The sequence below is a fragment of the Pseudomonas allii genome, from assembly GCF_055380095.1.
In genome coordinates this window covers 598431-619899 of sequence record NZ_AP039450.1, presented here as the reverse complement: position 1 = coordinate 619899, position 21469 = coordinate 598431, and the positions used below count along the sequence as shown (strand labels likewise).

Below are 21469 nucleotides of genomic sequence, written 5' to 3'. Positions count from 1 at the left end.
TTTGTAGCTGGCCCAAGACTTGCCAACAAACGACGATTAGGCGAGATATCATTCCGTTTATTCATGCAAAGAATAAAAAGAGGCGTGCCGTGCTGAACAAAAGACATTTGCCCTCGATCACTGCCCTGCAGTGTTTCGAAGCCGCCACCCGCCACCTGAGCTTTACCCGCGCCGCCGAGGAGCTGAACCTCACCCAGAGCGCCGTGAGCAAACAGGTGGCGCAGTTGGAAGAACTGCTACAACACCTGCTGTTTCGCCGGGTGCGCCGCCGTTTGCAGATGACCCCGGCGGGCGACCTGTATCTGGTGGAAGTGCGCAAGATCCTCACCCAAGTGGAGATGTCCACGCACTACCTGCGCTCCTACGGCGGCGAGACCGAAGTACTGCGCGTGTCCACGCCCTACACCTTCGGCGCGCGCTGGCTGGTGCCGCGCCTCAAGGGCTGGCGGCTGCGTCACCCGCAGATCCACCTGGACCTGTGCAACGAGCAGGAGCCGGACGAGCTGCTGCAAGGCAAGGCCGACATGGCCTTCTATTTCGGCCAGGGTTCACGCCCCGGCACCGAGAGCCTGAAGCTGTTCAGCGAAGAATTGGTGCCGGTATGCGCACCGGAAAGCCTGCCGGCGCGGCCCTTCACCGACCCCACGCAACTCAGCGACCTGGTGCTGCTGCAAAACGCCTCGCGGCCCCAGGGCTGGCATGACTGGTTCGCCAGCCAGGGTTACCAGACCGAACACAGCTACCACGGGCCACGTTTCGATACCTTCTATATGTGCATTCGGGCGGCGCAGGTGGGGTGTGGCGTGGCGTTGCTGCCGCGCTTCCTGGTGGAAGAAGAACTGGCCGACGGCAAGTTGGTGATCCCCTGGCAGCATGCGATGCCGAGCCAGGATGCGTATTACCTGGCTTACCCGGAGCATTCGGCGGAGGTGCCCAAGGTGCGTGATTTTGTGAAGTGGATGATGGAGCAGGTTATTTAGTGCCTGGAGTACCGCCATCGGGGACAAGTCGAATCGTCGCACCGCCCCTCCCACATTTGAATGCATCCACAAATCAAAATGTGTGAACCCGGTAAAGTGTGGGAGGGGGCTTGCCCCCGATGAGGCCAGTGGCCCAACTGAAAAAATCACTGGCAAAACCCCACAGGTCTATGCGCCACTAGCCCCCTTCATTAATTGTGCGTAAAGGTCGGCGCCCATCGCCGTCCCGTCTGGAGATTCCCGTTATGAGCGAGAGTGTGTTTGCCGATCGCATCGTGCAGAACTTGCTCGACACCGACTTCTACAAGCTGACCATGATGCAGGCGGTGCTGCACAACTACCCCAATGTGGAAGTTGAATGGGAGTTCCGTTGCCGTAATAGCGAAGACCTGCGCCCGTACCTGGCGGAGATCCGCTACCAGATCGAGCGCCTTGCCGAATTGAGCCTGAGCCCCGACCAACTGGGTTTCCTGGAGCGCATCAGCTTCATGAAGCCGGATTTTTTGCGCTTTCTCGGACTGTTCCGCTTCAACCTGCGCTACGTGCAGACCGGCATCGAGAACGGCGAGCTGTTCATCCGCCTGCGCGGGCCCTGGCTGCATGTGATTCTGTTTGAAGTGCCGATGCTGGCCATCGTCAGCGAAGTGCGTAACCGCTACCGCTACCAGACCGTGATCCTCGAACAGGCCCGCGAGCAGCTGTACCGCAAGTTCGACTGGCTGACCGCCAACGCCAGCAGCGACGAGCTGTCCGAGCTGCAAGTGGCCGACTTCGGCACGCGCCGGCGCTTCTCGTACCGCGTGCAGGAAGAAGTGGTCAGCGTGCTCAAGCATGACTTCCCCGGACGTTTTGTCGGCACCAGCAACGTGCACCTGGCCCGCGAGTTCGACATGAAGCCGCTGGGCACCATGGCCCACGAATGGATCATGGCCCACCAGCAACTCGGCCCACGCCTGATCGACAGCCAGATCGCCGCGCTGGACTGCTGGGTCCGCGAATACCGTGGCCTGCTGGGCATCGCCCTGACCGACTGCATCACCACCGACGCGTTCCTCGGCGACTTCGACTTGTACTTCGCCAAGCTCTTCGACGGCCTGCGCCATGACTCCGGCGACCCGGTGCAGTGGGCGGAAAAAGCCATCGCCCACTACCACAAGCTCGGCATCGAGCCGATGAGCAAGACCCTGGTGTTCTCCGACAGCCTGTCGCTGCCCAAAGCCCTGGAAATATTCCGTGCGCTGCGGGGTCGGATCAATGTGAGCTTTGGCATCGGCACCAACCTGACCTGTGACATCCCGGGTGTCGAGCCGATGAGCATCGTGCTTAAAATGACCGCCTGCAATGGCCAGCCCGTCGCGAAAATCTCCGATGAAGCGGGCAAGACCCACTGCACCGACCCGAATTTCGTCGCCTATTTGCGTCACGTTTTCAAAGTACCTGCCCTACCAAGCAAGGAGTGAATCATGCAAGCCGTACAGCGTGAGATTGCGCAGCAGCTCAAGGTCCAAGCGCCGTTCAACGACCAGGCCGCCCTTGAGGCCGAGGTTGCCCGCCGCGTGGGGTTTATCCAGGATTGCCTGCGCAAGTCAGGGCTCAAGGCGCTGGTGCTGGGCATCAGCGGTGGCGTCGACTCCCTGACCGCCGGCCTCCTGGCCCAACGCGCAATAAAAGAACTGCGTGAAAACAGCGGTGATGAGGCCTACCGCTTTATCGCGGTGCGCCTGCCTTACGAAACCCAGTTCGACGAAATCGACGCCACGGCCTCGGTGGACTTTATCGAGCCGGACGAGCGCCACACCGTGAACATCGGCCCGGCGGTCAAGGCCCTGGCCAATGAAGTCGCGGCATTTGAGGGCAAGGCGGCGGTGTCCCGCGATTTCGTACTGGGCAATACCAAGGCGCGCATGCGCATGGTGGCGCAGTACACCATCGCCGGCGCGGCCGGTGGCCTGGTGATCGGCACCGACCATGCGGCGGAAGCGGTGATGGGCTTTTTCACCAAGTTCGGTGACGGCGCCTGCGACCTGGCACCGTTGAGCGGGCTGGTGAAGAACCAGGTGCGTGCGATTGCGCGGTACTTCGGGGCGCCGGAGTCGTTGGTGGAGAAAGTGCCGACAGCCGACCTGGAAGACTTGTCGCCGGGCAAGCCGGACGAAGCGTCACATGGCGTGACCTACGCGGAGATCGATGCGTTCCTGCACGGCGAGCCGGTGCGTGAGGAAGCGTTCAGGATTATCTGCGAAACGTATCGCAAGACCGAGCACAAGCGGGTCATGCCATTCGCGCCGTGAGGTAGGACGCCATCGGGGGCAAGCCCCCTCCTACACTTTGATTTGTGAACACATCCAAATGTGGGAGGGGGCTTGCCCCCGATGAACGGTGATGCGGTATTACTTGACGGTCACAGTGCCTTTCATCATCGAGATGTGGCCTGGGAACGAGCAGAAGAACGCGTAGTCAGTCCCGGCGGCCAGCTTCGACACATCGAAGGTCACCGAGTCTTTCTCGCCGGCACCGATGATCTTGGTGTGGGCGATGATGCGGTCATCACCTGGTTTCAGGTAGTCCTTGTCGATACCGGCGGCCATGCCGTCAGTGGCAACCGGCTGCATGTTGGCGGCGCTGGTCAGCACCCAGTTATGGCCCATGACGTTTTTCGGCAGGTTGCCCGAATGAGTCAGCTCGACGGTGAATGTCTTGCAGCTCTTGTCGATTTCGATGGCTTTGGTGTTGAAGGACATTTGGTCGGTGGAGTCGACAGTGACCTTGCACTCTGCAGCAAGCAACTGGCCGCTCGCCAGAGTCAGCAGGGAAACAGCAACGAGTTTGGCAAACATGTGAATCTCCAAGGCAGGGTTTAAAAAACGCGTATTGCGACAAGGGTGCCTGAAGCAGGCAGAAATTCTTATGACCTGAATCAACAGATTGTATACAACTTTAGGCTATCAGACTTATCGACACAATCAACCAGCCAAAGTGCCGCACGCTGATTATGATCGGCCCATCACCCCCTGGAGTCCGAGCCATGCACCTCAATCAACTGTTCAACGGCCTGCTGGCCGCCTACGCCTGCGGTAAGTGAAGGCCAAGCGCACCTTGAAGCTGCTACCATGTCGTCCCAAGGCAGCTGCGCGCCGCCACCCTCACCTTCGACCTTAGAGGATCGCCCATGGCCAAACCTAATTACTCCTTCGCCAAACGTCAGAGAGACTTGGCCAAGGAACAGAAGAAAGAGGAAAAACTGCAACGCAAGAAAGCCGCTGCAGACGAAGAAGCTGGCGCACTGAACCCGGACGCTGATGCTGAAGTAACGAGCGACGAGACCGAAACACCAAAAGATCCGGCTGAATAATTTCCTTTGTGCTGAGCCGGCTGTTCCGGCTCGGCACAATCAACCATCATTCCAGCGGCATCACCGTCACCCGCACCTCCGGGTCATGGCTCCCTCCCCCCAGAATCACCCCCCGCAACGGCGACACATCGGAAAAGTCCCGGCCCCAGGCCAGGGTGATGTGCTCCAGCGCCGGCTGCACATTGTTCGTCGGATCAAAGTCCACCCAGCCTGAAACCGGGCAATACACCGAGACCCACGCATGGGACGCATCGGCGCCGATCAGCCGTGGCTGGCCGGGCGGTGGCTGGGTGAGCAGATAGCCGCTGATATAGCGCGCTGCCAGGCCGCGGGAGCGCAGGCAGGCGAGCATCAGGTGAGCGAAGTCCTGGCACACGCCGCGACGGCGCTCCAGCACTTCCACCAGCGGCGTGGCGACCTGGGTGGCTTCGGCATCGAAGGTGAATTCGCTGAAGATTTTTTCCATCAACGCCTGCGCGCCCAGCAGTAAAGGCGCGCGAGGCGGGAAACAGCTTTCGGAGAACTCGACGAAGGTTTTCTTCAGGTGCACATAGGGCGATTCGAAACGATAGCGGCAGGCTTCGATCAACTCACCGGACATCGGCTGGCTGCTGTAGGTCAGGCGGTCGCGGGTCTGATCCCAGGCCGGCGATTGCTGGAAATCCAGCACCGGCCGCGCCAGCACTTCCACGGTCAGCCCGGCATTCACCAACAGTTCGTCGTGGGGCCGCTCGAATGCCAGGCGCGTGATCGGGTTGCCGAACACGTCCAGCTCATCGCGGCGCGAGGTCGGTTCCGGGCTGATATCCAGTTGCTGCGAGCTGCAGCGCTGCCAGGCGCACGGCCGTGGCCACAGGTGCGCCAGCTGCTGAGCCAGGGACACCGGGCTGTCGTAGTGGTAATGGGTATCGTGGAATATCTGGTAGCGCGCACTCATCACACCGACACCGTTTGCTGGCTGACATCATCCACATGGGCAAAATGGCGCAAGGCCAGGCGATCCGACACCTGCCCGCTCTCATCGGCCACCGCTTGCAGCAAGTCGGCCAGGCCGTCCAGCGCGGCACGTACGCTGGACTCGCCGAACAACGGGTTTTCCAGGCAGCCCAGGTCGAAGCGCGCCAGGCGCTCCACCAACGGGCCGAGGCCGGTTTCCCGTGGCACACCAAAGTCATCGTTGAGACGGCGCAAGGTGCGACTCACCAGTTTGAGCTGGAACAGCACCGCATGGGGGTTCTGCTCATCCAGCAGCAACAGATCGAGCACCGGGATCAACTGCGGCACCGCCAGGTAGCGCGAGCGATAGGTGATGCTGCTGTTGCCCAATTCCAGCAACCACTCCAGGCCGGCCTGGTCGAACACCGCCACACCGCGCAGGAATGCCGCCAGGCTGCTGCTGAGGAATTGCAGGCGCTCGATGCGCCGGCCCATCATCAAAAAGCGCCAGCCTTCGTCGCGGGTCATGTCGTCCAGGGCAAACCCGGACAGCGCCGCCAGGGACATCACCAGGCGGTTAAGAAAGTCCAGCAACTCGCCGAAATCCGCTGACTCGCGTTCCAGCTCCAGGGCTTCGCGTTGCAGCTCCACCAGGGCCTGCCAGTTTTCCCGGGACAGCTTGCCGCGCACCTGGGACGCCGCCCACTGCAAGCGTTGCAAGTTGGCGCGCAGGCTTGAGGGCCAGTCATCACCGAGCAACGCCGCGAGCAAGCGCTCGGGCAACTCGCCCTCTTCTGGCAGCAAGCGCAGGTTTTCGCCCAGCTCGACGGCGGCCTGCAAGGCCAGCGGATCATCACCGTCCACATAACGCGCCAGCACGATGCGCAGCCAACGCGCGCTGTCGTCACAGCGTTCGCAATAACGGCCGAACCAGAACAGGTTTTCCACTACGCGGGACGGCAGATAAGGATCGCGGCGCACCAGGTCATGGGCGCCGATTGCGCGCTGTGCACGCCAATGTTCGCCACCGGAAGCGCGCTCACCGAGCACCCAAGTGTCCTTGCTGGCGCCGCCGCGTTGCATCGACACCACTTCGGCATCCGCTTCGGCGGCGACCCGAGTCAGGCCGCCGGGCAACACGCGATAGCCGTCATCGCTGGCCACGGCGTACACACGCATGCCGATGGCGCGGTGTTGCAGATGGTCATCCACGGTGTGCCACACCGGCGCCTGGGACAGCTGCGCCAGCTCCTGGGCGACGTACGCGTAGGGCCGCGCACGCATGCGCTCGGCCAGGGCCTGGCGCTGTGCGACATTCAGGTCGCGGCCGAACACCGGCGTGAAACTCTGCGACGGAAACGCAGGTTTGATCAGCAGCTCTGGCAGTTTCTCGAGGGCCTCGGCCAGTACCGGCGCTTCACCGCACCACCAAGTGGCGATGGACGGCAGGATCAGTGCTTCGCCAAACAGGAATTCGTTGATCTTCGGCAAAAAACCGAGCAGTCCGGGAGATTCCAACACACCGCTGCCCAGGGCATTGGCCACCAGCACATTGCCTTGGCGCACCGCATCGAGCAGGCCTGGCACGCCGAGGGCCGAATCGGTACGCAGTTCCAGCGGGTCGCAGAAGTCATCATCCAGGCGGCGCATGATCGCGTGCACCCGGCGCAGGCCGCTGAGGGTTTTCAGGAATACCGTGCTGTCACGCACAGTGAGGTCGCCGCCCTCCACCAGCGGGTAGCCGAGCTGGCGAGCGAGATAGAGGTGTTCGAAATAGCTTTCGTTGAACCGGCCCGGAGTGAGCAGCACGATCAGCGGCGGCTGGTCATCACCGGGCGCCTGGCGGGCCAGGGTTTCCTGCAAGGTGCGGAAGAAACCGGTGAGGTGCTGCACCTGCAAATCGCGGTACAGATCCGGAAAGGCGCGGGACACGATGGTGCGGTTTTCCAACGCGTAACCGGCGCCAGACGGCGCCTGGGTACGGTCGGCGGTGACCCACCAGCGGCCATCCGGCGTGCGCGCCAGGTCCACGGCGTACAGATGCAAAAAGGCACCGTCCGGCGGTTGGATACCCTGGCACGGCCACAGAAAATTGTTGTGTCCGAACACCAGCTCGGCCGGCAGCAGGCCTTCCTTGATCAGGCGTTGCGGGCCATACAGGTCGGCAAGCACAGCATTGAGCAAGCGCGCACGCTGGGCGATACCGGCGGACAGGTGCTGCCATTCATCGGCGGCCAGCACATGGGGCAGCAGGTCCAATTCCCAGGGGCGGTCGGCGCCCTTGGGGTCGGCGTAGACGTTGTAGGTCACGCCGTTTTCCTGGATCTGCCGGGTCAGCAGCGCCTGGCGCTGGGCCAGTTGTGCAGGCGTGCTGCGTTGCAGGTGGTCGAGCAGGCGCTGCCAATGGGCACGCACTGCGCCGCTGTCGTCCAGCAGTTCGTGATAAGTGCCCGCGGTCAGCGGGTAACGGTCGAGCAAGTCGGACATGGAACGCTCGGCAGGGGCAAGGGGGCTCAGATTAACTCAAATTCACTGCAATCTACTGTGGGAGGGGGCTTGCCCCCGATGGCGGACTGTCAGGCAACAGATGGACAGCAGACACACCGCAATCGGGGGCAAGCCCCCTCCCACATTTAAACAGCGTTCAGTCATTGTTATGGGGGAAACACCGTAGATCCAAGGTCATCGGTAACTCATCGTTGATGGCCATCTTCGGTACGGGAAGCTTGCCGGGGCTATGCCCAAGCCGGAAAAACCGCGCCATCCGCCGGCTCTCCGCCTCATTGGCATTCACCGGCAAGCTGTCGTAATTGCGCCCGCCCGGATGGGCCACATGGTACTGGCAGCCGCCTAGCGAACGCTGCATCCAGGTATCCAGCAGATCGAACACCAAGGGCGCATGCACCGGGATGGTCGGTTGCAGACAGTTGGCCGGTTGCCAGGCGCGATAACGCACGCCGGCGACGAACTCACCAACGCGCCCGGTCGCCTGCAGCGGCACCGGGATGCCGTTGCAGGTCAGCAGGTAGCGCTGCGGTGGCAGCCCGGTCAACTTGACTTGCAGGCGCTCCAGCGACGAATCCACATAGCGCACCGTACCGCCCACCGCGCCCTCCTCGCCCAGCACATGCCAGGGCTCCAGGGCCTGGCGCAGTTCCAGCTCGATACCGCTGACGGCGTAGTCGCCGACCTTGGGAAAACGGAACTCCAGGTGCGCGGCAAACCATTCGGCGCGCAGCGGGTAGCCGGCGGCGTTGAGCTCAACGATCACGTCAGCGAAGTCCTGCTCGATGAAGTGCGGCAACAGGAAACGGTCGTGCAACTCGGTGCCCCAGCGCGCCAGCTTCGGCGGTGCGTAGGGCTCGCGCCAAAAGCGCGCGACCAAGGCGCGCAACAGCAGTTGCTGGGTCAGGCTCATGCGCGCATGGGGCGGCATTTCAAACGCGCGCAGTTCCAGCAGGCCCAGGCGGCCCGTGGCGCCATCCGGTGAGTAGAGTTTGTCGATGCAGAATTCGGCGCGGTGGGTATTGCCGGTCACGTCGATCAGCAGGTTGCGCAGCAGGCGGTCGACCATCCAGGGCGGGCATTCTTCGCCGGGAGCAGGCATTTGCGCGAAGGCGATTTCCAGCTCGTACAGTGCATCGTTGCGCGCCTCGTCGACCCGTGGCGCCTGGGAGGTCGGGCCGATGAACAGGCCGGAAAACAGGTAGGACAACGACGGGTGGTTGTGCCAGTAGCTGATCAGGCTGCGCAGTAGATCGGGGCGACGCAGGAACGGCGAGTCCTTGGGCGTGGCGCCACCGAGCACGAAATGGTTACCGCCACCGGTGCCGGTATGGCGCCCATCGATCATGAATTTCTCGGTGGTCAGGCGGGTTTGCCGCGCCTCTTCGTAGAGGAACTCGGTGCGCTCCACCAACTCGTCCCAAGTGGCGGACGGCTGCACGTTGACCTCGATCACACCCGGGTCCGGCGTGACGCGGAAGTTGCTCAGGCGCGTATCGGCCGGTGGCTCGTAGCCTTCGAGCAACACCGGACAGTGCAGTTCTTCGGCGGTGGCTTCGATGGCCGCCACCAGTTCCAGATAGTCCTCGACGCGCTCCAGCGGCGGCATGAACAGATAGAGCCGCCCTTCCCGCGCTTCGGCGCACAGGGCGGTGCGGGTCAGCCAGTCGGCGGACTCGTCCAACTTGGGCACGCGCTCATCACTCGGCGCAGGTTCGCCATGGCTTTGCAGTTGTGCGGTGGACGGCAGCTCGGGCTGATCCTGGTTAGGGTCCGTCGGGTGCACAAACGGATACTCGGCCGCCGTCACCCAAGGCTGCGAAGCCAACGGCAGGCGATAGCCCAGGGGAGAATCTCCCGGCACCAAACGGCAGTGGTTATCGCGCAGGTACCAGCGCCCACTCTGCCAGCGATCATTGGCGGGCGTGCGCGCCAGCGGCAATACCTGCCCGATGATTTTATCCAGGCCCTGGGCGAACACCTTGCGCAGGCGTTCGCGCTCCAGCTCATCGCTCAGGCGCGGGTCCTGGGCGGTGACGTTCTGCGGCAGCGCGCCTTCGCGCCACAGGTAGTAGAAATTGTCTTCGAAGGCCGGGAACACAAAGCGTGCCGGCAGCTTAAGGCGTTCGGCGACGCTGGCCAGGAAACGCCCGGCCATCACCCCGTCGGCACCGTAATCTGCTTGCTCATCGGCGATCAACGCGCTGTTGTGCCAGATCGGCACGCCGTCGCGGCGCCAGTAGCAGTTGAGCGACCAGCGCGGCAGCTGTTCGCCGGGGTACCACTTGCCCTGGCCAAAGTGCACCAGCCCTTTGGGCGCGTAGTGCTTGCGCATGCGCTGGAACAGTTCGGCAGACAGGCGCCGCTTGTCCGGGCCGAGGGCGGCGGTGTTCCATTCGGCGCCGTCGGGGTCGTCGATGGACACGAAGGTCGGCTCGCCGCCCATGGTCAGGCGGACATCGTCCTTGAGCAGGTCGCCGTCAATCTGCCGGCCCAGTGCCTGGATCGCCAGCCATTGTTCTTCGGTGTAGGGCTTGGTGACCCGTGGGGCCTCCCAAATCCGCTCCACCGACATTTCGTGGGTGAATTCACACTCGCAGGGCTCCACCAACCCACTGATCGGCGCAGCAGACGAGGGATCGGGACTGCAGGCCAGCGGGATATGCCCTTCACCGGCGAACAGCCCCGAGGTGGCATCCAGGCCGATCCAGCCCGCGCCGGGCAAATACACTTCGCACCAGGCGTGCAGGTCGGTGAAGTCCACTTCGGTGCCGGACGGGCCGTCGAGGGCTTTGACGTCGGCGGTCAACTGGATCAGATAGCCAGACACAAACCGCGCCGCCAAGCCCAGGTTGCGCAGCAATTGCACCAACAACCACGCCGAATCGCGGCAGGAACCGGAGGCGTTTTCCAGGGTGAATTCCGGCGTCTGCACGCCCGGTTCCATACGGATCAGGTAGCCGATATCGGCGGCCAGGCGCTGGTTGAGACCGACCAGAAAATCCACGGCCGGCAACGGCGTGCGGTCGATACCCGCCAGGTACGCGGCGAACTTCGGCGTCAGCGGCAGGGTTTCCAGGTACGGCGCCAGCTCGCGCTGTTCATCGGCGGCGTAGCTGAAGGGGATTTTTTCGGCGTAGGGCTCAAGGAAAAAGTCGAACGGATTGAACACCGCCATTTCGGCGACCAGGTCGACCTCGATGCGCAGCTCATCGGTTTTTTCCGGAAACACTAACCGCGCCAGGTAATTGCCCTGGGGGTCTTGCTGCCAATTGATGAAGTGCTGCTCGGGCAATACTTTCAGCGCGTAGGACAGAATCCGCGTGCGGCTATGGGCGGCCGGACGCAACCGTACGATCTGCGGGCCGAGTTCGACAGCGCGGTCGTAGCGGTAATGCGTAACGTGGTGCAACGCGACATGAATCGACACGGCGGCCTCCTGCGAGCCAGGGCATGGACACAAAGCGCGCAAGACTTATGCCAGAGCGGCGGTCATTGCGCTTTATCGTGGGACCCGGTGCAGTACAGCACCAAAACGGCGCCAACGGCGATGCTCTGGTGCAAGTGACGCACATATTTGTGGCGCGGGTGTGAAGGCGGGTGGGGAATCTACCCAATCAACCGGTTTTGCGCCGGGCAATCGCGGCTTGGCGCAGGTGACGTATTTCCAGCAGCTTCTGGCGCATTTCGCGATGGCGCTTGCTGTTGAGCAGCAACAACCCCAACAGCGGGAAGAGCACAGCCGAGCCATAGACCAGCGTGTGCAGGTCGTATTGGATCATTGGCAATACGAACAACAGGCAAGCGCCCAGATAGCCCGCCACCAGCTTCGTCGCCCACGGATAGCCGCGCGCGATCATGACGTTGCCAAACACCAGCACCGCCACCAGCACCAGGATCGCAGCACCGGAATAGCTGGATTTGAGCGCGGGATCAATGCCACGCAAATAGGTCACGCCCGCCGTGGAAACCGCGGCAGAGCCAGAAAAGATCGCCATGAAAATCGTGCCCATGAACACGGGGAAATAGCGCGCGAGAAAACCGGTTATCGACGGCGACTCCTTCACATGCGGCTACTCGACCCAACGGTTGATTTGACAGATTGCCGAATGCGACGGATCCCCACCAGTTTTGCACGCATCTCTCGTTGAACCTTGCTGTTAAGTATCAACAATCCAAGGAACGGGAATAACAGCGCCAACCCATAGAGAACTTTATGAGGCTGGTACTGAAGCATTGGGACGACAAACAGTAGACAGGCGACGTAGATGCCGACCATCACCCAGACCCAGGAGGGGCGGCCGCGCAAAATCATAAAGTTGCTGTGGACAGTCAACAGAATGAGCAGCGCCCCGGCAGACATGATCTTGAGCCCCACTTGAGCAATGGGTGCATCACGAAAATAGGTGATGAACGCCAGCGCCACAGCCAACGCCAAAGAAAAACACGCAGCAAATACGCCGCCCATAAACGTCAGAAAGTATTGCCTGAAAAAGTCGCGTAGCGTCATCAATTCGCTCATTCGCTTACCTCCTCGTAGAGTCCAATCGCGATGGTGTTGACGTTTCCGGAGTAGGCACTCCCGCCAAATCCTATGGTTGCGCCCAGGACGTCTTTGATCTGGGTAGTGGTGCTGTGCTTGAGCTGCGTAGGGGTGAAACGCTTGGTGAGTTCGCCCGACGCCTGCCTCAACTTGAGCATCTTCGCGGTCAAGCTGGGATGGTTGATGCTGAGCAGCTCTTTCGTCAGCTTGGCTCTTTCCTGGCGATTCAAACCGCGAAGCACGTCACGCAGGCTCTTGCCCGTCGATGCTTTGGCAGCCCTGACCAGCTTGACCGTCGTCAGGGCCGAACCGCCTACGCCGGCCAGTGATACGGCGTCCAACACAACGGATGCATTCTGGTACCAGCCCTCACTGTCGAGCCAATCGTTTACCTCCGGTTTGGCGACCTCCAGCGCTGTTCGAGCAATGCCGTTGAAACACTGGAGCGAACTTGCACCGGCAGCCGCATATCCCACCACAACGATGACGGAACTGGCGCCGGCACTGAAAGGCACCAGAATGGTTCCACTGGCGATCGCAGCCCAGCTGATGACAGCCCCCAGGCAGGAGATTCCGGTATTGACGGCTTCGCCAATCAGTCGGGACTCTCGAGGATTGCTCACGACATGTTGAGCAAACTGCGTCGGCGCAATGTACTTCTGTGCTTCACGCAAAATGATGCGCTTAGGCTTGATGCTGCAGATGGGCTTGAATTCGCGCAGGGTGATGACGTTGAAATCGGCGTCGATGTATACGACGCCTGCACCGACAATACCGGGGTCGGCATCGATGGCCGCGAACAGGCGCGGCAGGTTGATCTGGCTTTCGATGCGCTGGCGCGCCATGAACTGCGAGCGGTTGGAGTCCATGCCGATGCCGGCCAGGGGGTTGCCCATGGGGTGTTCGTCCTTGAAATGGGTGGTGACTGAACTGACGCTATCGGGGGCAAGCCCCCTCCCACACATTGATTTGTGAATACATTCAACATGTGGGAGGGGGCTTGCCCGCGATAGCGATTTAATGGGCGCCACCTTAGCAAACAGGTTACCCAACAGCTAGAAAGCAAAACGCCAGCACGAGGCTGGCGTCTGGCATGTTCAGGCTGTGATCAACGCGGCACGACCGGCTTGCGCGCAGGCTTGCCGCCCTTGCCCTTGGCCGCATCCGCGCGTTCCTTGGCGGCCTGCTTGTTGCGCGCCTGGGCCGCGGCCTTGGCTTGTTCGCGCTTGTCCCACGGGTTGCTGCCGTCACTGCCACGCGGCGGCAGGCCGGTGTGCTGGGTGAGGATCCTGGTGGTGGTTTCCTTGGCGACCTTGTGGCTGCCGGCCGGCGTCGAGTTCTTGCGACGGGCGCTCTGGTAGCTGTCGGTGCTCGGTTGGTGCAGCGGGATCAGTTGGTCCTTGCCCGGCCCGATCAGGTCGGCGCGGCCCATGCGGGTCAGTGCTTCACGCAGCATCGGCCAGCCTTTCGGGTCGTGGTAGCGCAGAAACGCCTTATGCAGTCGGCGCTGTTCCTCGCTCTTGACGATGGTCACCGCGTCGCTCTTGTAGGTCACCTTGCGCAGCGGGTTCTTACCCGAGTGGTACATGGCCGTGGCGGTGGCCATCGGCGACGGGTAGAACGCCTGCACCTGGTCGGCGCGGAAGCCGTTGCCCTTGAGCCACAGGGCCAGGTTCATCATGTCTTCATCGGTGGTGCCGGGGTGGGCGGCGATGAAGTAAGGAATCAGGTACTGCTCCTTGCCCGCTTCCTTGGTGTACTTCTCGAACATGCGCTTGAACTTGTCATAGCTGCCAATGCCCGGCTTCATCATCTGGTTGAGCGGACCTTCCTCGGTGTGTTCCGGGGCGATCTTGAGGTAGCCACCGACGTGGTGGGTGACCAGCTCTTTGACGTACTCGGGCGACTCGACAGCCAGGTCGTAGCGCAGGCCGGAGGCGATCAGGATCTTCTTCACACCCGGCAACGCACGGGCGCTGCGGTACAGCTGGATCAACGACGAGTGGTCGGTGTTCAGGTTCGGGCAGATACCAGGGAACACGCACGATGGCTTGCGGCACGCGGATTCGATCTCCGGGCTCTTGCAGGCGATGCGGTACATGTTCGCGGTCGGGCCGCCGAGGTCAGAGATCACGCCGGTAAAGCCCGGCACCTTGTCGCGGATCTCTTCGATCTCGCGGATGATCGACTCTTCGGAACGGTTCTGGATGATGCGGCCTTCGTGCTCGGTGATCGAGCAGAAGGTGCAGCCGCCGAAGCAGCCACGCATGATGTTCACCGAGAAGCGGATCATGTCGTAGGCCGGGATTTTTTCCTTGCCATACACCGGATGCGGGACGCGGGCGTAAGGCATGCCGAACACGTAGTCCATTTCTTCGGTGGTCATGGGAATGGGCGGCGGGTTGAACCACACGTCCACTTCGCCGTGCTTCTGCACCAGGGCGCGGGCGTTGCCTGGGTTGGTCTCCAGGTGCAACACGCGGTTGGCGTGGGCGTAGAGCACCGCATCGCCACGGACTTTCTCCACCGAGGGCAGGCGGATCACGGTCTTTTCGCGGGTCATCTTCGGGCTGGCCAGGATCTGCACGACCTTGGCTTCTTCCGGGTCTTCAACCGGGCCTTTTTCCTGCTCGATGGCGCAGGCCTGGGTGTCCTGGGTGTTGACGTACGGGTTGATGATCTTGTCGATCTTGCCCGGACGGTCGATACGCGTGGAGTCCACTTCGTACCAGCCGGCCGGCGTGTCGCGACGGATGAACGCGGTACCGCGCACATCGGTGATGTCTTCGATCTTGTGGCCCCACGACAGGCGCTGGGCGACTTCGACGATGGCGCGCTCGGCGTTGCCGTACAGCAGGATATCGGCCGTGGCGTCGATCAGGATCGAGTTGCGCACCCGGTCCTGCCAGTAGTCGTAGTGGGCGATGCGACGCAGGGAGGCTTCGATGCCGCCGAGTACGATCGGCACGTTCTTGTAGGCTTCCTTGCACCGCTGGCTGTACACCAGGCTGGCGCGGTCCGGGCGTTTACCGGCCATGCCGCCTGGGGTGTAGGCGTCGTCGGAGCGGATTTTCTTGTCGGCGGTGTAGCGGTTGATCATGGAGTCCATGTTGCCGGCCGCGACGCCGAAGAACAGGTTCGGCTCGCCGAGCTTCATGAAGTCGTCTTTGGACTGCCAGTTCGGCTGCGCAATGATCCCGACGCGGAAGCCCTGGGACTCCAGCAGCCGGCCGATGATCGCCATGCCGAACGACGGATGGTCAACGTACGCATCACCGGTGACGATGATGATGTCGCAGGAATCCCAGCCAAGCTGATCCATCTCCTCCCTGCTCATCGGCAGGAATGGCGCTGGACCGAAACATTCGGCCCAGTACTTGGGATAATCAAATAAAGGCTTGGCTGTTTGCATGACGGTGACCGGTGTTGAGATGGAAAATCGCGGGCGCGGAATATAGCACAAATTTTGACCAATTCCGACGGCAATGGTCGGCTTTTGCCGCACCGGCATTTCAACCCAAGCCGCTACAGGGTTTCGCCTATCGTCGCGCACTACCCCGTTAGCCATTGCGGGCAATCTTCGTGGGTAACCTGAGGCAAACCAACCCGCCCTAGGACACGCCATGAGCGCCCTGACGCCAAAACCTGTCACGCCCCCCGCACTGCCGGCCCACACTGAATTCATTCGGAAAAACCTGCCCTCCTGGCTCACCCGGGCCAACAAGATACGGCGCGATGACTTGCGCCGCAGCCTGATCGACAGCAACCAGGCCCGGCATGACCTCAAGGCGCTGCTCAGCCAGCTCAAAAGCCCTTCGGAGTACGCCCGGCCGTATTTCGAACTTGCGCTCCACAACACCTTCTTCGGCCTGCTCGACAGTGAGCGTGGGGTTGTGTTGCGCGAATGGAAAAACCATCACCTGCTGGGCCTGATCAAGACCCACGCCAGGACCACCCAACAACCCCTGTTGGAAGCCGCACTGCAGAACTTTGAAGCGGATGAAGCCGAGGATGGCGGGATGGAAGCCGGATCGGCCATTTACAATGTGTATGGCGCCGCGATAACCCGGCAGCCCATCTCACCGATCATGTTCGCCGGTTTCTGTCGCAGCCTCGACCTGGGGAAGCATTACCTCCAACACCTTGAGACGCTGCTTGCGCCCAAGGACACACCCCAGGCAGCCGTGCAGGTACGCCAGCTTTTTTCCCGAAGCGAACAGACTCGGTTCGAAACCGCCTTGCATATCGCTCATTTGAGGGGCTGGATTGATCAAAGACTGTACAGCGCCCTATTGGGCCTGGCCCGCAATGGCAGCCATCCGGACCTGCAATGCAACCACCTGACCCTGGGCGGCGTGGTGCTGCCGAGCGTGCTGGTCATCCACGATACGCAAGTGGATCGACAGCAACTGCTCTATATACCCGACGATCCCGTCGGCTCGTTCCGCAAGCATGAGTCAATGGAGTCCCTGGAACACTCGCTGGTACAACGCCTGGCCCAGCCCGCCTACTTCGGTTTTTTCCAGCGACTGGTACCGCTTCGACACCAGGGCACGCTGCTCACGGTGCTGCCCGCCAGGACCGTCGCGCCACGCATTGACTCTCCTGCCAGGGTGATTGAGGCACACCTTGAAGCCAAAGTCAGCGGTACCCTGATCCAGGGCGACGCGTTCCAGGCAGTCGCCATACAACGTATCCAACAGATCCGCGACGACGCCCGCACCCTGGCGGTGCCGACCGCGGATGCCGACGCCCTGAGCCGGCAGAAACGCCTGCATTACTTTGCAGAGGCCGGTAAGTCGCTGCTGTTCTTCGCGGCGTCATTCATTCCCATCGTGGGCGAAGTGCTGCTGGTGGTAACAGCCGCACAGCTGGTCGACAGCCTGTACAACGGGTTTGCCGCCTGGAGCCGAGGGGACAGCGACCAAGCCCTGAATGACATGATGGACGTGGTGGACACCGTCGCCCAGGGCGTCGCTACCGCAGGCGCGGTGAAAGCCGGAGGGTTCGGCGCACGGTTGATCGCGGTCAAGGTGCAGGAACAGGGCATGCGCCTGTGGAACCCGGACATGGTGCCGTACCGCCAACTCAAGACACTGCCAGCGCAAGTGCCGGTCGACGCCCAGGGGCTGCAGCACTACGAGGGGCAGCATTACGTGTCTCTTGATGACCACCTGCACGCCCTGGCCCGCGACCCGCGCACCTCGCAATGGCGCCTGCAACACCCCAGCGACCCGCGCGCCTATCAGCCGCAGATGCTCAGCAATGACGTCGGCGGGTGGCGCCAGGAACACGAAACTTCCCGCGATTGGGACGACTTCAAACTGATCAAGCGGCTGGGCCCCGATGCGTCGAACATCAAGACATCGGCGGTGGAGCCGATCCTGCGGGTCAGTGGTGCCGACGCCAGCCTGCTGCGCCAGGCGCACCAGGAAGTCGTGCGCCCGCCGCCGGGCCTGCGCGACACAGTCAGGCGCTTCAACCTGGCGCAGGAAATCGAAGACTTCAACTTCGCCCGTGCCGAAGGCAGCGAGGTGAGCCGACACTCTCCGCTTATCCAGTTTCACCTGCTGGTGTCCCTGCCAAAATGGCCGACGAACCGCGTGCTGAAGGTGGTCGATGAACAGCAACGGGTCCTGCTCAGCCACGGCAACCAAGGGCCGGAAATCACGGTCCCCGAAGCACGCTTTCGCAAAGGCGAGTTGCTGGACTGCCTGGAAGAACAACTGACCCAAGCGCAGTTCAATGAACTGCCCGCCAGACGGGTCGGACGCTCCAGCAACGTCGAAAACCTCGCATTCACCCTGGCAGCCGAGGCCCATGAGCACGCACACCGCGTGTTTACCTGGCTCAACGACCGCGCCGAACAACCCGCGTCCCCGCTGGAGCAGGCGATCCGTGACATCCTGCCCGGCCTATCGAAATGTCATCTGGAAGAGGCGACCTGCGGGCTAAGCTTCGCAGACCAGCAGCGATTACAGCTGGAATACTCCCTCACCGCACAGCAGCATTGGGAGTTCGGCCAATACCTGAACCAATCCAGCGTCCATCGTGCCTACGAAAGCCTCTACCTGAAGACAACCCGCAGCCCTGACTACCCTGTGCTGGTGCTGACCGCACTGGAGTCTTTGCCCGGCTGGCCGACCTCCAGTCGACTGGAGATCCGCGAGCATACGCTCACCGGCCCCTTGCTCTATAGCAACGGAGCCGGCGATACCGACACCGGGCACTTGCTGGTGCGTGAGCAAGAGCAGTTCACCTGCCATGCGGCTCAAGGCCAAGCGCTGGGCGCACCGGCCGACCTGCTCACGGCTATCGATCAAAGCCTTTCAGACCGCGAGCGCAGTCACGTGCTGCGCCAGTCGGGGGTTGCGGACCTGCCCAGCGCCTTGCGCAAGGCCAGCCTCGAACTGCTGGCCACCCCCCCGCCGCCCAGGCGTGCGCCAACACCGTGGGCAGACGCCCCTCCTGTACCGGGGTTGCCTTTCGACCCGCTTTTCGCCAGCCCGACGCCCCCCGAAGGGCTGACCTTGCGCGCAGACGGCGTCTACCAAGCCCCGCCCCTGCCGGATGGCAGCTACCGCTATTACGTACTGGAGTCCGGCAACTACTATCTGGTCAAAGCTGACGCGCTGGGGTGGCGTTTGCTTGACGCCCGCAGCCGCTTCAGGGCCTACCAACCGTATATCGGCAAGAACGCAGAGGGCGGCTGGCAGATTGATCCGCAGAAGGGTGCGCTACTGGGCGGGATGCCGACACCCCCAAGGAGGCGCTCGGGCTCCACGTCCAGCGAGCTGTTTGAATCGGCCGATTCGAACGTCGACTATGAGTCAGCAATGGAAAGTTTACCGTCGCCCCTCCCCAACCCGCCTCATCCATACGGGCCCAGCGAGCTGCGCAGCATGCGCTCCCACGCCTCGTACCAGTTCAGCCAGAATTACCGAGGCCTCTACGACCGCGCCAACAATGGCCGCTATCCCCTGCGTGACGTGGACGGCCTACCGATGCGCATCAAAGCCATGCAAAGCCAGGGCAAATCCCCCACGACCGGAGCGATGTTCGCCAAGCAGCCCGTGTTGCCGTACATCCAGTGGGAAGGCTACGAAAAAGTTGCGCAGTTGTATGACGAAAAAATCGAAGTGGTGCCCTTTACTCAAGCCCAGTGCCGCTTCGCCGAAGAGTCGGTACTGATAGGGCAGTCCTGTGTGGTGAGCACGAGAGACTTGACGAGGGGGGAAGTGCTGGGGGTATATGGCGGCGGCTTACTGCCCAATCACATCGCCGGGTTTCGCCGGGACCCGTACCTGATCGACGTGCGCCCCTATCAGACCCCACACGAGACGACCGCGAGCCCCATCAACCGCGAAGTCGTGCTCTCAGGCGATAACGTGCTGTCGCGCATGAACACTATCTTTGACTACGAAGCCGGTTACCCGGTGCGCCAGGCAAGCGGTGGCTACAACGTCGAAGCAGTGTATTTCAATGTGGAGACCCAGAAAGGCGAGCAACCTCGGGAATCACTGAGACTGACAGCATTCTTTACCCGTGAGGATATTTGCGCCGGCACCGAGCTGCGCTGGAACTACCAGTACAACGAACCGACCATCCGCGCGTTGTTCGGCCCGCTCCCCGAGGCGCGCCCTTGAGCCTGGGTTTTACTCGTCGTCGTCGAAGTTGTAACTGCCCGGTGCGAGGTTCTCGAAGCGTGTGTACTTACCGATGAACGCCAGGCGGATAAAGCCGATCGGGCCGTTCCGCTGCTTGCCGATGATGATCTCGGCAATGCCCTTGTGCTCGGTCTCGGGGTGGTACACCTCGTCGCGATACACGAACATGATCACGTCGGCGTCCTGCTCGATCGCGCCGGATTCGCGCAAGTCGGAGTTCACCGGGCGCTTGTTGGGGCGTTGTTCCAGGGAACGGTTGAGCTGGGACAGCGCCACCACCGGGCAGTTGAATTCCTTGGCCAGAGCTTTCAAGGACCGGGAGATTTCGGAAATCTCGTTGGTCCGGCTGTCGCCGCTGGAACCAGGGATCTGCATCAACTGCAGGTAGTCGATCATGATCAGGGCGATGTCGCCGTGCTCACGCACCAGGCGGCGGGTACGGGCGCGCATCTCGGATGGGCTGATGCCTGCGGTGTCATCGATGAACAGCTTGCGGTCGTTGAGCAGGTTGACCGCCGAGGTCAGGCGCGGCCAATCGTCGTCTTCCAGTTGGCCGGAACGCACCTTGGTCTGGTCGATACGCCCGAGCGACGAGAGCATCCGCATGATCAGCGATTCGCCGGGCATCTCCAGGGAGTACACCAGCACGGTCTTGTCGCTGCGCAATACGGCGTTTTCCACCAGGTTCATCGCGAAGGTGGTCTTACCCATGGACGGACGACCGGCGACGATGATCAAGTCGGAAGGCTGCAGGCCGCTGGTCTTCTCGTCGAGGTCGGCATAACCGGTGGAAATACCGGTGATGGCGGCGTCGGTGTTGAACAGGGTGTCAATGCGGTCGATGGCCTTGGTCAACAGCTCGTTGACGCCCACCGGGCCACCGGTTTTCGGGCGGGCCTCGGCGATCTGGAAGATCTGGCGCTCGGCTTCGTCGAGGATCTCTTCGGCGGTGCGCCCTTCGGGGTTGAAGGCGCTGTCGGCGATCTCGGTGCTGATGCCGATCAGTTGGCGCAGCGTGGCGCGCTGGCGAACGATCTGGGCATAGGCCTTGATGTTGGCGACGGACGGCGTGTTTTTCGCCAGTTCGCCCAGGTAGCCCAGGCCGCCGACTTGGGAGGTCTGGCCTTCCTTGTCCAGTTGTTCGGCCAGGGTCACCACGTCGATCGGCGAGTTCTGGTCAGCCAGCTTGGCGATGGCACGGAAGATCAGGCGGTGGTCATGGCGATAGAAATCACCGTCCGAGACTTGATCCAGCACGCGTTCCCAGGCGTTGTTGTCCAGCATCAAACCACCGAGCACGGCCTGTTCGGCCTCGATGGAATGCGGCGGCACCTTCAGGGCAGCGGTTTGCAGATCGTATTGCTCAGGAGCTGAAATATCGTTCATGGCCACTTGGAATTTGGGGGTGTGTAAAAAAACAAAAGGCACGACCTGTAAACAGGATCGTGCCCGATGTTAACCGCCTGGCACGCGAGGTGCCAGTCAG

General features: G+C 62.0%; 14 protein-coding genes. 5 read left to right on the top strand and 9 right to left on the bottom strand.

Annotated elements, in window-relative coordinates; all coding sequences use genetic code 11:
• The first annotated feature begins 89 nt into the window (after positions 1-89).
• The 3 genes from ACZ445_RS02715 (at position 90) to nadE (ending at position 3271) form a co-directional block, all read left to right on the top strand.
• Positions 90-980 (top strand): LysR family transcriptional regulator, encoded by an 891-nt coding sequence (locus tag ACZ445_RS02715; RefSeq protein ID WP_058423443.1) that lies wholly within the window; start codon positions 90-92, stop codon positions 978-980.
• Between the two features lie 245 nt (positions 981-1225).
• Positions 1226-2440, top strand: coding sequence for a nicotinate phosphoribosyltransferase (pncB, locus tag ACZ445_RS02710; RefSeq protein WP_058423444.1), 1215 nt, complete (start codon positions 1226-1228; stop codon positions 2438-2440).
• Positions 2441-2443: 3 nt separating this feature from the next.
• Positions 2444-3271, top strand: coding sequence for an ammonia-dependent NAD(+) synthetase (gene nadE, locus ACZ445_RS02705; protein ID WP_058423445.1), 828 nt, complete (start codon positions 2444-2446; stop codon positions 3269-3271).
• Between the two features lie 99 nt (positions 3272-3370).
• On the opposite strand, the gene azu is transcribed toward nadE, so the two are convergent.
• The gene (gene azu, locus ACZ445_RS02700) at positions 3371-3817 is read right to left on the bottom strand and encodes an azurin (protein ID WP_010213586.1); all 447 of its coding nucleotides are present in this window, start codon (positions 3815-3817) and stop codon (positions 3371-3373) included.
• A gap of 332 nt (positions 3818-4149) precedes the next feature.
• On the opposite strand from azu, the gene ACZ445_RS02695 reads away from it, so the two are divergent.
• The gene (locus ACZ445_RS02695; RefSeq protein ID WP_034105670.1) at positions 4150-4332 is read left to right on the top strand and encodes a hypothetical protein; all 183 of its coding nucleotides are present in this window, start codon (positions 4150-4152) and stop codon (positions 4330-4332) included.
• Positions 4333-4378: 46 nt separating this feature from the next.
• On the opposite strand, the gene ACZ445_RS02690 is transcribed toward ACZ445_RS02695, so the two are convergent.
• From ACZ445_RS02690 to ACZ445_RS02660, 7 genes are all read right to left on the bottom strand, one after another.
• Positions 4379-5269: a transglutaminase family protein gene (locus tag ACZ445_RS02690; protein ID WP_058423446.1), complete on the bottom strand. Its 891-nt coding sequence runs from the start codon at positions 5267-5269 to the stop codon at positions 4379-4381.
• Positions 5269-7755: a circularly permuted type 2 ATP-grasp protein gene (locus ACZ445_RS02685; RefSeq protein ID WP_058423447.1), complete on the bottom strand. Its 2487-nt coding sequence runs from the start codon at positions 7753-7755 to the stop codon at positions 5269-5271. The genes ACZ445_RS02690 and ACZ445_RS02685 overlap by 1 nt, the downstream gene beginning before the upstream one ends.
• Positions 7756-7912: 157 nt before the next feature.
• Positions 7913-11203, bottom strand: a complete 3291-nt coding sequence (locus ACZ445_RS02680) for a transglutaminase family protein (RefSeq protein WP_464707971.1) — start codon at positions 11201-11203, stop codon at positions 7913-7915.
• 187 nt (positions 11204-11390) lie between these two features.
• Positions 11391-11786 (bottom strand): hypothetical protein, encoded by a 396-nt coding sequence (locus tag ACZ445_RS02675; RefSeq protein WP_058423530.1) that lies wholly within the window; start codon positions 11784-11786, stop codon positions 11391-11393.
• A 50-nt stretch (positions 11787-11836) separates the two neighbouring features.
• Entirely contained in the window at positions 11837-12295 is a 459-nt protein-coding gene (locus ACZ445_RS02670; protein ID WP_028615524.1) for a hypothetical protein, read from the bottom strand.
• Positions 12292-13212: a hypothetical protein gene (locus ACZ445_RS02665; protein ID WP_058423449.1), complete on the bottom strand. Its 921-nt coding sequence runs from the start codon at positions 13210-13212 to the stop codon at positions 12292-12294. The genes ACZ445_RS02670 and ACZ445_RS02665 overlap by 4 nt, the downstream gene beginning before the upstream one ends.
• 212 nt (positions 13213-13424) lie before the next feature.
• Entirely contained in the window at positions 13425-15728 is a 2304-nt protein-coding gene (locus ACZ445_RS02660) for a YgiQ family radical SAM protein (protein WP_058423450.1), read from the bottom strand.
• Between the two features lie 211 nt (positions 15729-15939).
• Between ACZ445_RS02660 and ACZ445_RS02655 the strand changes: the two genes are divergently transcribed.
• A complete protein-coding gene (locus ACZ445_RS02655) occupies positions 15940-19962 on the top strand; it encodes a dermonecrotic toxin domain-containing protein (RefSeq protein ID WP_058423451.1) in 4023 nt (1340 codons plus the stop codon).
• 9 nt (positions 19963-19971) lie between these two features.
• Here ACZ445_RS02655 and dnaB read toward each other — a convergent pair whose 3' ends face one another.
• Entirely contained in the window at positions 19972-21369 is a 1398-nt protein-coding gene (dnaB, locus tag ACZ445_RS02650; RefSeq protein WP_016976916.1) for a replicative DNA helicase, read from the bottom strand.
• Between the last annotated feature and the right edge of the window lie 100 nt (positions 21370-21469).

Bases quoted from the DNA above. Each gene is read 5' to 3' on its own strand.
- pncB (WP_058423444.1), top strand. From the start codon at position 1,226: ATGAGCGAGAGTGTGTTTGCCGATCGCATCGTGCAGAACTTGCTCGAC.
- nadE (WP_058423445.1), top strand. From the start codon at position 2,444: ATGCAAGCCGTACAGCGTGAGATTGCGCAGCAGCTCAAGGTCCAAGCG.
- azu (WP_010213586.1), bottom strand. From the start codon at position 3,817: ATGTTTGCCAAACTCGTTGCTGTTTCCCTGCTGACTCTGGCGAGCGGC.
- ACZ445_RS02695 (WP_034105670.1), top strand. From the start codon at position 4,150: ATGGCCAAACCTAATTACTCCTTCGCCAAACGTCAGAGAGACTTGGCC.
- ACZ445_RS02690 (WP_058423446.1), bottom strand. From the start codon at position 5,269: ATGAGTGCGCGCTACCAGATATTCCACGATACCCATTACCACTACGAC.
- ACZ445_RS02685 (WP_058423447.1), bottom strand. From the start codon at position 7,755: ATGTCCGACTTGCTCGACCGTTACCCGCTGACCGCGGGCACTTATCAC.
- ACZ445_RS02675 (WP_058423530.1), bottom strand. From the start codon at position 11,786: ATGGGCACGATTTTCATGGCGATCTTTTCTGGCTCTGCCGCGGTTTCC.
- ACZ445_RS02670 (WP_028615524.1), bottom strand. From the start codon at position 12,295: ATGAGCGAATTGATGACGCTACGCGACTTTTTCAGGCAATACTTTCTG.
- ACZ445_RS02665 (WP_058423449.1), bottom strand. From the start codon at position 13,212: ATGGGCAACCCCCTGGCCGGCATCGGCATGGACTCCAACCGCTCGCAG.
- ACZ445_RS02660 (WP_058423450.1), bottom strand. From the start codon at position 15,728: ATGCAAACAGCCAAGCCTTTATTTGATTATCCCAAGTACTGGGCCGAA.
- ACZ445_RS02655 (WP_058423451.1), top strand. From the start codon at position 15,940: ATGAGCGCCCTGACGCCAAAACCTGTCACGCCCCCCGCACTGCCGGCC.
- dnaB (WP_016976916.1), bottom strand. From the start codon at position 21,369: ATGAACGATATTTCAGCTCCTGAGCAATACGATCTGCAAACCGCTGCC.